Here is a 14,044-nt window from a genome sequence, read left to right on the forward strand (position 1 = left end):
AAAAATACTTTCCGTAAGTCCCATCACCTCTCTATAAGGAATGTCTAATTAAATGTTTATTGCAGGCTTATCTAATTGAACGGGATGATTTTTCTAAACTTCGCTCGACTTACTCTTCGGGAAAAAGTATAATGAAATTTGCAGAATTCCTTACGAGTGAAGAGAAGGGTGTAATGTACTATAAATTATCGGTCCATGCTTACAACTTGTGTTTATTTAAAGAGAGTGTAGAGATGGGTGAAGAGGCACTGGATGCTTCTATCTTTGATACTAGAATAAAGGCGAACACTATTCAAGCTATATGCAATAGTCACTACTATTTAAGTAATTATGAACAAGCAAGAATATATTTGGATCAATACAAAGAATTCTCGCTCCCAGAAGTGAAGGACAATGTAAATGTATTAGAAGCGATGTTATATTCAGCCAATGGAGATTATCATATTATCAGTTGGCTATTTCACTCTTAAAAGAGAATATACTGAGTTGTGGAAATAACGCCTTGTTACATGCAGTAAATGAATTAATTACAATATACTTGCAAACGCATAATTTTTCGGAAATCAAAGAACTTCTTGAATTAGAAGACAAACTTTTAACTGTTCCATGTGTCACTCCATTTAAAAAGGCTGAATTAGCCCTTTACTACAAACTAAAAGGGGAATATTTTTTCCTAACAGAAAGAGAAGAAGAAGGGGTAGTTTGTTACTTGGAAGCAGCAACTCGATACTCTAAGCTTGACTTTGTTAATAAGGAAAGTGAGTGTTTACAACAAATTACAAATATACATACTAATAAAAATGCTAACCCATGAAAGGTAACACTAGGAAGGTCATGACGGGATGTGTTTGCTCTCTAATCCAAGAATTTCTGAGCTTTCAAAACCATTAAGCCATACGGGGACTTGTTGAATGAAACTTTCAATAAGTCTTTTTTACGTCTTCTGCAGAATGTTGGAAAAGAAGCAATCAACAAAGGATGAGGTTGGCTCATGTTTACTATAATGAGCAGGGTTTGCTTTCTTTTAAAAAAATCCCATCTGAAGAGATCATTGCGCTTTGGAAAGATGCAGCTCATACCATCCTCGATGCTGTGATCCGTGCTTATGATATTGAAGTCTATGAAGGCAAAGCTAAAAAGACAATTACCAAAGTTGTTTTGGAACATTCAAGGTGTAAAGTGATTGCAAAGGGTTAAACTTGATTGGGTTGTAGTCGAAGAACTTTTAGCCGCTGGATCGGATGGTAGGGGTGCTCCTACTCCTAATTTGTTTGAGGTAGATGTGACCCTTGTTGCTTCTGTAGAATATAGACTTTATAGAAATAATAAACAAATTGGAACTGTAGTTACATCAAGTAAAGAGTTTAATACTAAGATTAGTACAGATATTAATACGGATATTGGTGTTTTTGGTCTTGCATTAGAAAATGAATTTAAAGAAAAACTTCAGCCTAATTTTGCATTTTGTGATGAAGAACCAGATTTGGGAGTCAATTGTTATCAATTGAAGGCCAAATTATTAGATAGCGATGCGAATTTATTCGTTCGATCATTGAATGCAATTTATTAAAAATGACTGTTCTGAAGTTTTAGACAACTGAAAAACAGGCTCATTTTTACCTTGAAAGTTAATTTAAAATCATCTAATAATTATTCTTAAATGAAATGTACAGAAGACATAAGACTTTTAGATGGTTATCTAAATTTACTCAGTTAAGGCAAATTAGATTAGAGCATGAGGATGAATATGAATGGATCAAGTTTGATGATATCGTGGGTATTTTATCGTGAATATACAAAAAATAGTTCTGTAGGTTATTAAAATTAACAAAATAATTAGTGTATAATTAATTAAAAGTATTTTCCTTTAGCTGGAATTTATGAGGTTTAAAAGTTTTATAGGGAAAGTATAAAAAATTGAAGGGTGATGAAAATATTGAAAAAAATCCTTATATCTTTAGTTGCAGTCGTTTTATGTTTTATGTTAGCTTTTCCAGTGTATGCAAATGATACTCAGTCAGAAATTGATTTAGCGAATATTGAATTTATCGAAAATTTAATCACTCCTGATATTGAAGTATCTGGAGAAGATGAGCCATTTAACTATGATGAATTCTGGGATAAATATCGCTACCACGTTTTACAGTCTATTGATAATTTAGTAGCTCCTGAGGTAATAGTTGAAACAGAAGACGATATTTCAATAATAGAATTATTAGACACTTTAGTAGCTCCTGAGGTAATAGTTGGAACAGGAAGCGATCCGACTTAATAGATACTTTAGTTGCACCTGAGATTGAAGTAAATTCACGTAGACCATGAGATGATGTTGAAATTAGGCACTACGTTGTAATTCCCTGAACGACCCTGCAAACTCATGTTTGTGGGGTTTCCCATTTTCTTCTATACTTCATTTCCTGTATAACTTCACGCATCAAAACGTAGAATGCCAACAATACCAGAACTCGAAATCAAAACAGGTAAAGAAATGATCAAGAAAGTATTTATTGGTATCCCGCAACTAGTAGTCTTGAAAATAACAGTGAATATATGACTGCTATTTAAAGTAAAATTCTCAACTAATGATGTTGAATAGACAAGGGAGAGTACTTACGAAATTTGTTTTCCTAGATATTTCTGATTAAAATTACAAAAATCCACCAATCTTAACTACTTTAATACTGTCATCTTCAAATACAACTTTATAATAATCTTCCATTGCCGTTCCAGATTTGAGAGGGATCTATTTCCAATCTAATTCATTAATATTTTAATTTCATTAGTATGAAAATTATAAATACAATTTTGAATCTTAGTATGGTTTGTAATCAAATCTTAACATTACATTCATCTGATATTAATATTGAACTTTTATAATGGACTTAACCCCTTTTTAATATATAAAATTTTTCGACCTACAGACAGAGAAACTGTAGGTTTTTTCTTTTATTAAACTTTAGATTAAATTACAGTCGTTAATAATTTCCTGCATAGAAAAGATAAATCAGTCCATACTACTCTTGACGGTGAAAGAGAGGTGTGGTTCCGTTGGACAACCAATTCAACGAATCAGCCAAAGTGATTCTTTCTGATTCGATGTAAGAAGCCAATCCTTGTGATTGAGCTTAAAAACCTTAAACACAAGTAAAAAGTTGAGTTGTTGTTTCACAATAATAAGACAAAAGTTTCTTCTCGTTATATTTAGAATGAGTGCTTAACTAACACCGTCAAAAGAGGTCCCTTCATTGGGACCTTTTTATAATTGGGGGTGATGAAATGGATGATTTAAGTCAATTTGTGAATGAAATTAATGAGACTCAAGAAAAAAATGAAAAAAATAAAAAACACTATGGCAAAGGACAACCGAATAGAAAATTACAGAATAAACAGCATGCTACAAATAAATGAATTAATAAAATACCCCAAAAAGTTTAAAGGGTTCAACCTAACTTTTTGGGGTTTGTTTTTACATTTTAAGAAATCATATTATCTTCTTAGATCGATTCTTTACTCTTCAATTTATGAAGCATATCAATCATCGTATCAATTTCTTCATTGGTTAATTCATCCACACGATCCAGTTCTTTTTTCAAATAATCTACTTTAGGATTTTCTTGTTTTTGACCTTCCATGAAATAGGTTGCGACAGATCCTGTAACCATACCTATTAATCCTATTCCGAATACCATAAGGACAACAGCTATCATTCTCCCCCATGGTGTTTCTGGTGAGAAGTCACCATATCCTACAGTGGTTGCAGTGACGATACTATACCAAATTGCATCATCATAACTTTCAACGGAAGGTTCTACTAAATAAATTGGAACAGATGCTATGAAAATTAAAGCAAATACTGCCGCAATGACTTTATTTAACCCATTGATTTGCATAATATCTATAATAGAAGGTTTAAATAATCTAGATATAATGGCAATGGCTCTTATAACACGAAATAGGCGGACAATTCTAGCAAGTTGGAAAATGGCATCAAATGGAATAGCAGCGATAATATCAAAAGGATTTTTTTTAACATATTCCCACTTCTTCTCCGCTGTAATAAATCGAACAGATACATCAATAGCAAATATGCCCCATATAATCCAATCGACAAGTGTTAATGTTAAATTATTTGTATCATCAAAGGCTAAAGATACTGAAGTAATGGCTAGTATGAGCAGAGAAAACTCATACATTAATGATAGTTTTTTCATAAAAATTAGATCACTCACTTTCGAAAATATGATTAAATATGTTTCATTTCATTTTTTTATTAAATATATGGTAAAATAATAGTTATTTGAATGAAAAGGTGATTTAATGAAGTTGAAAAGATTTATGCTTTCAGATGGATTATATGTTAGCTGGGCTATTTCCCTCATCGCAACATTAGGCAGTTTATATTTTTCTGAAATTAGAGAGTACATTCCATGTACATATTGTTGGTATCAGCGTATTTTGATGTATCCACTAGTGATTTTATTAGGAATAGCAGCGATAAAAAAAGATCATAAGATTGTAATATACACTCTACCTATGACCCTACTAGGTATGATAATATCCGGTTATCATTATATCATTCAAAAAACATCATTATTTCAAGAAACAGGCAGCAGTTGTGGTATTATTCCATGTAACGCAAGTTATATTAACTGGTTGAACTTTATAACCATTCCGTTTCTTTCATTTACTGCATTTACTCTTATATCTATAATTTTATTATTTATTTGGAAAAACACATCTAATGTAAAGGCGTAAATAGAAAAAAAGAGTCTAGGTACGCTTTCTTACATATAAACATATCTTAATCATTGTATAACAACATTTTATTATTGTGAAGGAAGCGGTTCATGTGCAGCAAGCGATTGGCATATTTGACTCAGGTGTTGGTGGGCTTACAGTTGTCAAAGAAATTAAACGTCAACTCCCTAAGGAAAAAATCATATATTTCGGGGATACTGCCAGAGCACCTTATGGTCCAAGATCAGCTGAAGAAGTACGTTCATATGCACTTCAAATAGTGAGTTATTTAATTAAATTTAATCCAAAGATGATTGTCATAGCGTGTAACACAGCAACAGCAGTTGCGTTGGAAGATATAAAAACGATATTACCTATACCCGTAGTAGGAGTCATTCATCCTGGCGTGAGAACTTCCATTAAAAATACAAAATCAGGTTCAATTGGGGTGATTGGGACAGACGGTACTATTAGGAGCGGAGCTTATCAAGAAGCTATTCATATGATTTCCCCAGAGATCAATGTAATAAGTCAAGCCTGTCCAGCGTTTGTGCCACTAGTTGAAAAAGGATTGTTTATGCATCAGGAATCATTGGATATCGTAAAACGATCACTTGAACCTCTAATGAATGAATTATTGGATTGCTTAATACTAGGTTGCACTCACTATCCTTTTTTAACCGAGCTGATATCTGAAGTCATGGGTTCAGAAGTGAAATTGATTAATTCTGCGGAAGAAACAGCTAGAGAAGTGAGTGCGATTTTATTTGATAGAGGTCAATTAAATTCAACAACCCATTCATCACCACAACATGAGTTTTACTGTAGTGGGGACAAGGGTCTTTTTCAAAAAATTGCACAACAATGGTTAGATGAACAAGTAGAAGTGAAACATACTTCTTTAGTACGATAAATTTAAATGGAAATATTAGTTGAACTTATAGAATACAATATGAGAAACTGTCCAAGTTGATCTTCTGATCATTGAGGATGGTTTTTTCTATTTAGAAGTTTATTTTATCTGCTTTTGGGCTCTATTATTTCATGTGACAAGTTATAAATACATAATCATTTAGAGGAGATATCTTTAAGGAGGGTTCACGCATGAGAACGTATGTCGTTCAATCAGGAGATACCTTATCTAGAATAGCAAAACGTTTTGGAGTTAGTGTTAGTTCTATTATAAATGCAAATTCACAGTTAACAAATATGGATTATATTATTCCTGGTCAAGTATTACAAATACCAAATGCCTCAATTCATTATTATGTGATTCAGGCAGGAGACACATTTTATGGAATATCTCAGAAATTTAATATTCAAATAAACGATCTTATCTCTGCAAATCCCAATGTTGATCCACAACGTTTATACATTGGTCAAAGGATTGTTTTACCAAATAGTTCCGGTAATAGTATTGTGGATACAACATCAGAGTATGGATTTCAAGAAATGGTAGAAGATATCGATGCTTTAAAAAAGAAATATCCATTTTTAGAAGTTGTTAGTCTTGGAAAAAGTGCCATGGGCAAAGATATTTGGGCAATTAAAATTGGTGAAGGACCAAAAAAAGTACATTATAATGGCTCTTTTCATGCAAATGAATGGATTACAACGGTTTTGTTAATGAAATTCATCGAAGATTATGCAAAAGCTTACAGCACTGATGGAAATTTAAGAGGTTCAGATATGAAAAAGTGGTTTAACAATACCTCTTTATGGGTTGTACCTATGGTTAATCCTGATGGGGTGGAGCTTGTACAAGAAGGTATAACAGAGCAGCATCCTTATTATAAGCAGCTACTAGAATGGAATAATGGATCTTTTAATTTTAGTGGTTGGAAGGCAAATATTCGAGGCGTTGATTTAAATGATCAGTTCCCAGCTAATTGGGAAGAGGAAAAAGAGAGGCGTGCAGCAACAGGTCCAGGTCCGAGAGATTGGGTTGGTCCATATCCTTTAAGTGAACCTGAAGCGAAAACCATAGCTAATTTTACAAATAATAATAATTTTGATATGGTCATAGCTTTACATACACAAGGTGAGGAAATATATTGGAACTATCGTGACTTAGAGCCACCTGTTTCTGAAGAAATTGCAAACCATTTTCAATCAGTAAGTGGATATAAACCTATTAAACTAACAGGAAGTGATGCTGGGTATAAGGACTGGTTTATTCAAGATTTTAGAAGACCTGGTTTTACTGTTGAAGCAGGAAGAGGAATTAATCCTCTCCCTATAACTGATTTTCCTAGAATTTATAATGAAGTGATTGGGATTATGATCGATGGATTAAAAGTAGTTTGATAAATTGTTCGATAAATCCCTAAGTCCATTTCGCTGCCCATAACTTCATCTGTTTAATAATTGGATGTAAATCATCCCCTTTTGGAGTGAGAGAATATTCTACAGTTACGGGTACAGTAGGAATAGCATGACGTTCTAATACGCCTTGTTGTTCTAAATGCCTTAATGTATTTGTTAAAGACTTTGGGCTTATTCCTTGTATACTTTTTTGTAATTCACCGAATCTTTTTTTTCCGCAAAACAGTTCTCTTAAAACTAAAAAAGACCATTTTCCTCCCACTACATCGATCGTTTTTTCTATAGAACATTCAATATGGACAGGATCATTAGGAATGTAATTTTGTTTTGTTTTTTTAGTATTTTCTTTTGAAATCATTGTAGTTATCTCCCTCAAATGATTCATTATACTTACTATAAAAAAGATAGTAAGTAAAAAATAAGTAATAATGTAAAAATAAATTCACTACTTTCCATATTAAAGAATAAGGACTAAAATAGCAATGAGTGGTTTAAAATACTTACTGTGTTTCATTATTTAAACTATGATTTGAATAATTAACTAGGAGGAGAATGCTTTGAAATATCGTCGTTTAGGAAAAGCTGGAATAAAAGTTAGTGAAATTGGTTTAGGTAGTTGGTTAACCTATGGAGGTTCTGTGGGAGATAATAATGCAGAAGCGATTGTAGATCGAGCCTATGAATTAGGAATTAACTTTTTTGATACTGCTAACGCATATTATAATGGAGCAGCTGAAGAAGTAGTAGGAAGAGCATTGAGTAAATATCCTCGGCATTCTTATGTTTTAGCAACCAAAGTATTTTTCCCAATGGGAGAAGGTCCAAACGATAATGGATTATCTCGTAAACATATTATGGAACAGTGTGATGCAAGTTTAAAAAGATTAGGTGTAGATTACATAGATATGTATCAATGCCATCGTTATGATCCAGAAACACCACTCGAGGAAACATTACGTGCATTAGATGATTTAGTTTCACAAGGAAAGATATTATATGCAGGTGTAAGTGAGTGGAGTGCAGTTCAATTAAATGATGCAGTTCGTTTATCTCAAAAATATAATTTAGATCAAATTGCATCTAATCAGCCTTTATATAACATGTTCCATCGTGATATTGAGAAAGAAATCGTTCCATTGTCTGAACAAGAAGGGATTGGTCAAGTAGTCTTTTCTCCTCTAGCTCAAGGTGCTTTAACTGGTAAATATAAACCAGGCTCACCATTGCCAGAAGGATCAAGAGCCACAGATCCTAAGTCTAATATGTGGATGGAGCATGTGTTAAAAGAAGAACAACTACAAAAGGTCGAAAAACTAAAGGTAGTTGCTGAAAGAAATGAAATTAGTGTCGCTCAACTAGCTCTTGCTTGGATTTTACGTTTAGACAACATTTCAAGTTGTATCGTTGGTGCGTCTAGACCTGACCAAGTAAATGAAAATGTAAAAGGTTCTGGCGTAGATTTATCCGCGGAAGACTTACAAGAAATTGAGGATATCTTAGCATAATTATTGATTTCTGACGAACCTTTCATTACAATAAGTACAGGTTAAAAGCTGAACTTATTGAAAGGATTTCTCATAAAATGCCAAATACGATTCAAGTTTGTGATAAATGTAAACATATGAAAATGAAGACGATCATGCCTAAATTAAAAAAAATAGCACCAGATGCGACGATTAATGTAGGTTGTAAATCATATTGTGGTCCATGTACTCGAAGTGCATTTATTTTTATTAATGGAAGATATGTTACGGGTAAGGACGAAGATCAAGCGATTGAAAAAGCGAAAAAATATGTAAAGTAGTTAGTTCTATTTTAATAGTTAAATTGTAAAGCCTCACGATGTTAAAACATCTGAGGCTATTATTTATATTCCAATTATACTTTTTTGTGTTTTTTGTTCCGGTCCGGGTTAAACCTCTAATTCAGAATGGAGTGTATTTGATTTTTCCACTTGAATTGTAACATGATGGATATTAAATTTTTCTTCAAGCACCAATATGGCTTCCTGTAAAAACGCTTGTTCATTTTTAGAATCTTCTATTACAACGTGACAAGTTAATGAATGAAGATTAGAGGTAATCGTCCAAATATGCAAATCATGAACGTTTTTAACTCCTCCTATTCCCATCAAAGTCTTGTTTACTTTATCATAATCTATATTGAGTGGTGTTCCTTCCATTAAAATATGAATAGCATGTTTTATAATACCCCAGGCACTTTTTAAGATGAGAATAGCTACAATGACACTAATAATGGGATCTGCAACATACCACCCAAAAACTAACATAATAAATCCAGCAAGTATGGCTCCAACTGATCCTAATGCATCTCCAATAATGTGCAAATAGGCGCTTCGAACATTAATGTTGTCTTTTACATCTCCTTTTCTCATTAGAATCCAAGCGCTCATTATATTTGCTAGCAATCCAATCGTTGCAATGATCATCATGGATCCACTTGATACAGTAGGAGGTTCCCAAAAACGTGTATAAGCTTCAGAAATAATAAAACCAGCGATAATAAACAAAGTAACTCCATTAAACAAGGCAGCTAATATTTCAAATCGATGAAATCCATAAGTTTTACTTGAACGAACAGGTTTGGTTGCGATCCACATTGCAGCGAGACTCAGAGCGAGTGATGCTGCATCACTTAACATATGGCCAGAATCTGATAGTAACGCGAGACTATTTGTTATTAATCCTCCAAAAAACTCCAATAGCATAATTGTACTTGTAATAAGTAAAGCGATAGTTAATCCTTTTTTATTATTAGATGTATGTTGACTATGACTGTGATCATGATGTGTGTGCATATGTAACTCTCCTCCCAAAACTATATATTAATATATGAGCATCTGTTCATATATTAATATATATCAAAACCATTTTAAAATCAATTATTAAATACTAATTTATTTTAACCGATCTATCAACCCTTCATGCATGGAAAATGTACATTGCTTAGATAAAATAAAAAACCCTTTGATATTTTTTTATCAAAGGGTTTAATTAACGTATTCAGATTATTTTTTTTGCTTTCTCATTGCAATGGAGATGGTTAAGGCTGCTCCGCCCCAAAGCAACACAGCTCCGAAAATCATCATGGTAATAGCTCCTGTGCTCATTAGCGAATCCCCTCCTGACTATCTTTCCACTTCATTCCAGTCATAATAGCAGCAACAACTACCATTATGGCTAATGCACCCCAACCAAAAATTAAGATGGTTGCTAAAGGATAACCTCCATATAACCCACTAAATTCACTTCTGAAGTTGATGATGATCATGATCAATAACATGATTGGTGTTACTACCTTGATCATGATATCCCACCAGTAACCAATTTTAAAATCAGAAACTAAGTTGTTTTCCTCTCTTATCGTTGCTAATTTAATAAACCAGCCCAATAAAATTAATTCTACGAATCCAGAGATTACAATTCCAAAGCTATTAATAAAATGATCCAAAGTATCGAAGAAGTATAATCCTGTACCTGTAATAAATATCAAACTGATAAAAAATCCGATTAAACAAATCCATGCAGTGGCTTTTGTACGTGAAACTTTTAGCTTATCCATGATTGAAGATACTACAACTTCAATGATGGATATAGCGGATGTAAATCCAGCCACTACCAATGTTAAGAAAAACAGTACACCAAAAAATTCATTAAATGCAGGGAATTCAGAAATAATTTGTGGAAATGCCACAAAAGCTAAACCGAGTCCGGCAGTTGCTACTTCACTTACTTCTGTATTAGCTTGATTTGCCATGAAACCAATCGCTGCAAAAACTCCAATCGCAGCTAAAAATGAAAATCCACTGTTAGAAAATGCTGTAATGAAAGCACTGTTGTTTACGTCTTTGTCTTTTGGTAAGTAACTAGAATATGTAATCATAATTGCAAATGCTATAGATAAACTAAAGAAAATTTGCCCATAAGCTGCTATCCAAACCTGTCCCCAATCTGGGTTGCTTCCCCAAGGTACAATATAATCGAAATTAGGGGTAAATAAATGATTCAGACCTTCTAAAGCACCAGGTAAAAAGATAGCTCTAAGTACAATAATAACCATTAATACAAGTAGGATTGGCATGAAAATAAGACTTAATTTTTCTATCCCTTTTTTAATTCCTCTGGAAATGATAAAAAAGAGTGCAATCCACACAAAAATCAATGGGATGAAAATATGCCACTGAATACCACCCAAATTAAATCCACTAATTTCAGTTAAATTTAAAAATTTGTCTCCATAAAAGAATGCTTCTGGGTCATCGCCCCATTTCAAATTAAATGAGAAGATCATATAGTTGATTGACCATGCGATAATAACGGAATAAAAAGTAATAATACCAAAGGATAAGAAGGTTTGAAACCAGCCTAACCACTCGAAACGTTTTGAAAGTCTACTGAATGATAATGGAGCTGAACCACGTTTTGATCTACCAACACCAAATTCTAGTATTAGTATAGGAATACCTGCTGTTAGGAGAGCAAATAAATAAGGAATAAGAAATGCTCCTCCTCCATTTTCATATGCCACATAAGGGAAACGCCAAATGTTACCTAAACCAATGGCAGAACCGATCGCCGCTAATATAAACCCAACGCGCGATCCCCATTGCTCACGATTTTCCATGCATAAATTCCTCCTTTATAAATTTATTTAATTTTTTCACAGTTAACACCTAGTGTCAATGACTTTTTTCACAATTTCTTCACAATTTGTTCACAAACCTATCACTAGTTTATGTGTAGGTACTAATAATCATGCCTGTAATTCTTTTGACTGATGCATATGAAACTATAGATTCATTTCATCAGTAGTTTTGATTCTATTGGACTATTCCAAATTAAGGAAGGAACTATGTCGATTTGCAGGGGGGATCCATGTCGAAAGTAGTGGAATTACGTGGAAATTTTGGTAAATTTGGTGGATATTCAAAATGAATTCGATCAGGCTATGATTATTAAGAACAAAACATCGATTGACAGTGAAATCTTCTAGACAATAAAGACAAGGGCAAATCTGGTGAAAATCAGTGGCGCAAAGCTATAGGGGCTAAAGTGGAGACACTATGCTAGCCAGCTGCCGAAAATAGCGGATTTCATTCATTATCCTGCTTTCGGTAATACATAGGGTAATTTCATATAGGAGGTGTTAAATAATGAGGGTTATCAATCAAGGAAATGATGTTGTCATTGCGGAACAAGTTCGATCAGCACATACTTTTTTTTCAAGACTCAAAGGACTCATGTTCAAAAAACATTTTTTTCGTGATGATGCTCTTCATATCAAGCCCTGTTCCCAAATACATACATATTTTATGAAATTTCCAATCGATGTTGTTTATCTTAATATGGATTTTAAAGTTGTAGGGATTGAACAAAATTTACCTCCATGGAAATTGGGGAAAAAATTCAAACAAGTAAAATCTGTCATTGAGCTTCCACCAGGAACTGTTGAAAAGACAAGATTAAATACTGGGGATACCATTTATTTTAAAAAAAATTAGAGGAGTGTTTATTATGTTAAAAAACAAATTAGTAGGTTTAGTTAAAGAGGAAAAAGGACAAGGTTTAACTGAGTATGGTTTGGTGTTAGGTATTATTGCTGTAGCTGTAGTTGCTACTATTGGTTTATTTAGAGATGAAATAGTAGGAATGTATGAAACTGCATTAACTGACCTTCAAACTAGGTAAAAATAATATATTTTTAAAAAAATTAGAGGAGTGTTTATTATGTTAAAAAACAAATTAGTAGGTTTAGTTAAAGAAGAAGAAGGACAAGGATTGACAGAGTATGGTTTAGTGTTAGGTATTATTGCTGTAGCTGTAGTTGCTACCATTGGTTTATTTAGAGATGAAATAGTAGGAATGTATGAAACTGCTTTAGCTGATCTTCAAAGTAGATAATCAAATCATCATTTCTATAAATTAGCTAGAGGGCCAACGAAAACTGTTGCCCCTCTCCCTGTTAACACTAAGAAAAAAACTATATAAATAAATTTTTATAAAATAAAAAAATTTTACGCTTATTAGTGAAAATATTCACTTCGAAAGAGGCGTTACAAATGTATTTAAATGCTTGTTTAATCGTTATTTTAATCATTAGTGTCATCACTGATTTAAAAAGTCGGAAAATTTATAATGTAGTTATATTTCCAGGCATTTTATTAGCCTTTTTCTCCCATTTAATATCAGGTGGTTTTCAACCCTTTTTCTATTCTATATTGAGCTGTTTTGTAGGTTTATTAATCTTGTTAATCCCTTACTTTATGGGTGGAATAGGAGCAGGTGATGTTAAATTACTAGCACTAGTTGGAGCTTTTAAAGGCATTACTTTTGTTTTTTTTACCGCTATTTATATGAGCATCATTGGTGGAGTATTATCTCTTATTGTCCTCTTGTTTAAAAAAGGAGCAAAACAAAAACTTAAGTTCATTTTTTATTTTTTATATGGATGGAAAAATGGGATTCGCATCCCATTAAGTTTACAAAAAAATTCTATTTCTGGAACAGTACCTTATGGCTTGGCGATCGCAGGTGGTGTGGTGTGGAATTGGATTAGGGGAGGGATCTAATTAAATGTTTAAGAATGAAAGAGGTCAATCCCTAACTGAATTTGCGTTGCTGTTACCCATATTATTGTTAATGATATGTGGAATTATTGATTTTGGAAGGTTGGGATTCAGTTACATGAATCAGCATCTAACAACACAGGAAGCAGTGAGGTTAGGAGGATTAGGGAAAACGGATGATGAAATTGTTGATTTTGCAAAAGATTATATAAATATCGAAGATTCTGAAAATCTACAAGTATCCATAACTCCAAATGATAATATCAGAGAGTCTGGTGATTACGTTACGGTTACACTTACGTCTTCCTTTGATTCTATTACTCCACTCATAGCGATGCTTATGCCAGATTCTATACAAATATCTACAAACTCTACGATTAGAGTTGAGTGAGGTGT

At 33.0% G+C, this 14,044-nt stretch carries 21 protein-coding genes and 1 riboswitch; of the genes, 16 read left to right on the forward strand and 5 right to left on the reverse strand.

From position 1 onward, the window contains the following. Positions 1-131 precede the first annotated feature (131 nt). From EPK97_RS16515 to EPK97_RS16540, 6 genes are all read left to right on the forward strand, one after another. Positions 132-470: a hypothetical protein gene (locus tag EPK97_RS16515; protein WP_162037728.1), complete on the forward strand. Its 339-nt coding sequence runs from the start codon at positions 132-134 to the stop codon at positions 468-470. Between the two features lie 32 nt (positions 471-502). Then, positions 503-814: a hypothetical protein gene (locus tag EPK97_RS16520; protein WP_162037729.1), complete on the forward strand. Its 312-nt coding sequence runs from the start codon at positions 503-505 to the stop codon at positions 812-814. Positions 815-984: 170 nt separating this feature from the next. Then, complete coding sequence (locus EPK97_RS16525; protein ID WP_162037730.1) at positions 985-1,197, forward strand: hypothetical protein; 213 nt, start codon at positions 985-987, stop codon at positions 1,195-1,197. Beyond that, positions 1,184-1,570, forward strand: a complete 387-nt coding sequence (locus EPK97_RS16530) for a hypothetical protein (protein ID WP_162037731.1) — start codon at positions 1,184-1,186, stop codon at positions 1,568-1,570. The genes EPK97_RS16525 and EPK97_RS16530 overlap by 14 nt, the downstream gene beginning before the upstream one ends. A gap of 366 nt (positions 1,571-1,936) precedes the next feature. After that, entirely contained in the window at positions 1,937-2,272 is a 336-nt protein-coding gene (locus EPK97_RS16535) for a hypothetical protein (protein WP_162037732.1), read from the forward strand. Between the two features lie 1,004 nt (positions 2,273-3,276). Then, the gene (locus EPK97_RS16540; protein ID WP_162037733.1) at positions 3,277-3,408 is read left to right on the forward strand and encodes a DUF4023 family protein; all 132 of its coding nucleotides are present in this window, start codon (positions 3,277-3,279) and stop codon (positions 3,406-3,408) included. A gap of 86 nt (positions 3,409-3,494) precedes the next feature. On the opposite strand, the gene EPK97_RS16545 is transcribed toward EPK97_RS16540, so the two are convergent. After that, complete coding sequence (locus EPK97_RS16545) at positions 3,495-4,211, reverse strand: potassium channel family protein (RefSeq protein WP_162037734.1); 717 nt, start codon at positions 4,209-4,211, stop codon at positions 3,495-3,497. Between the two features lie 106 nt (positions 4,212-4,317). On the opposite strand from EPK97_RS16545, the gene EPK97_RS16550 reads away from it, so the two are divergent. From EPK97_RS16550 to EPK97_RS16560, 3 genes are all read left to right on the forward strand, one after another. Next, entirely contained in the window at positions 4,318-4,755 is a 438-nt protein-coding gene (locus EPK97_RS16550; protein ID WP_162037735.1) for a disulfide oxidoreductase, read from the forward strand. A gap of 94 nt (positions 4,756-4,849) precedes the next feature. Then, positions 4,850-5,650, forward strand: a complete 801-nt coding sequence (gene racE / locus EPK97_RS16555) for a glutamate racemase (protein WP_162037736.1) — start codon at positions 4,850-4,852, stop codon at positions 5,648-5,650. 191 nt (positions 5,651-5,841) lie between these two features. Next, positions 5,842-7,044 carry a M14 family zinc carboxypeptidase gene (locus tag EPK97_RS16560; protein ID WP_162037737.1) on the forward strand — a complete coding sequence of 401 codons (1,203 nt, stop codon included), beginning with the start codon at positions 5,842-5,844 and terminating at the stop codon, positions 7,042-7,044. Between the two features lie 19 nt (positions 7,045-7,063). On the opposite strand, the gene EPK97_RS16565 is transcribed toward EPK97_RS16560, so the two are convergent. Beyond that, positions 7,064-7,420, reverse strand: a complete 357-nt coding sequence (locus tag EPK97_RS16565) for a winged helix-turn-helix transcriptional regulator (protein ID WP_162037738.1) — start codon at positions 7,418-7,420, stop codon at positions 7,064-7,066. A 199-nt stretch (positions 7,421-7,619) separates the two neighbouring features. Here EPK97_RS16565 and EPK97_RS16570 point away from each other — a divergent pair, with 199 nt between their 5' ends. After that, positions 7,620-8,567, forward strand: coding sequence for an aldo/keto reductase family protein (locus tag EPK97_RS16570; protein WP_162037739.1), 948 nt, complete (start codon positions 7,620-7,622; stop codon positions 8,565-8,567). A gap of 77 nt (positions 8,568-8,644) precedes the next feature. Next, entirely contained in the window at positions 8,645-8,866 is a 222-nt protein-coding gene (locus tag EPK97_RS16575) for a YuzB family protein (protein WP_160645145.1), read from the forward strand. A gap of 108 nt (positions 8,867-8,974) precedes the next feature. On the opposite strand, the gene EPK97_RS16580 is transcribed toward EPK97_RS16575, so the two are convergent. The 3 genes from EPK97_RS16580 to EPK97_RS16590 form a co-directional block, all read right to left on the reverse strand. Next, positions 8,975-9,880 carry a cation diffusion facilitator family transporter gene (locus tag EPK97_RS16580; protein WP_162037740.1) on the reverse strand — a complete coding sequence of 302 codons (906 nt, stop codon included), beginning with the start codon at positions 9,878-9,880 and terminating at the stop codon, positions 8,975-8,977. Between the two features lie 210 nt (positions 9,881-10,090). Then, positions 10,091-10,192, reverse strand: coding sequence for a methionine/alanine import family NSS transporter small subunit (locus tag EPK97_RS16585; RefSeq protein ID WP_162037741.1), 102 nt, complete (start codon positions 10,190-10,192; stop codon positions 10,091-10,093). Further along, on the reverse strand, positions 10,192-11,706 hold the full coding sequence (locus EPK97_RS16590; protein ID WP_162037742.1) for a sodium-dependent transporter: 1,515 nt from the start codon (positions 11,704-11,706) through the stop codon (positions 10,192-10,194). The genes EPK97_RS16585 and EPK97_RS16590 overlap by 1 nt, the downstream gene beginning before the upstream one ends. Positions 11,707-12,079: 373 nt before the next feature. Beyond that, positions 12,080-12,164, forward strand: a riboswitch (cyclic di-GMP riboswitch). Between the two features lie 71 nt (positions 12,165-12,235). Between EPK97_RS16590 and EPK97_RS16595 the strand changes: the two genes are divergently transcribed. From EPK97_RS16595 to EPK97_RS16615, 5 genes are all read left to right on the forward strand, one after another. After that, complete coding sequence (locus EPK97_RS16595) at positions 12,236-12,583, forward strand: DUF192 domain-containing protein (RefSeq protein WP_162037743.1); 348 nt, start codon at positions 12,236-12,238, stop codon at positions 12,581-12,583. A gap of 13 nt (positions 12,584-12,596) precedes the next feature. Further along, positions 12,597-12,770: a Flp family type IVb pilin gene (locus EPK97_RS16600; protein ID WP_162037744.1), complete on the forward strand. Its 174-nt coding sequence runs from the start codon at positions 12,597-12,599 to the stop codon at positions 12,768-12,770. Between the two features lie 39 nt (positions 12,771-12,809). Beyond that, entirely contained in the window at positions 12,810-12,983 is a 174-nt protein-coding gene (locus EPK97_RS16605) for a Flp family type IVb pilin (RefSeq protein WP_162037745.1), read from the forward strand. Positions 12,984-13,141: 158 nt separating this feature from the next. Continuing rightward, on the forward strand, positions 13,142-13,651 hold the full coding sequence (locus EPK97_RS16610; RefSeq protein ID WP_162037746.1) for an A24 family peptidase: 510 nt from the start codon (positions 13,142-13,144) through the stop codon (positions 13,649-13,651). A gap of 4 nt (positions 13,652-13,655) precedes the next feature. Continuing rightward, positions 13,656-14,039, forward strand: a complete 384-nt coding sequence (locus tag EPK97_RS16615; RefSeq protein WP_162037747.1) for a TadE/TadG family type IV pilus assembly protein — start codon at positions 13,656-13,658, stop codon at positions 14,037-14,039. Positions 14,040-14,044: the final 5 nt, after the last annotated feature.

Origin of the sequence: Chengkuizengella sediminis, assembly GCF_010078385.1 — a bacterium.
GTDB lineage: Bacteria > Bacillota > Bacilli > Paenibacillales > KCTC-33759 > Chengkuizengella > Chengkuizengella sediminis.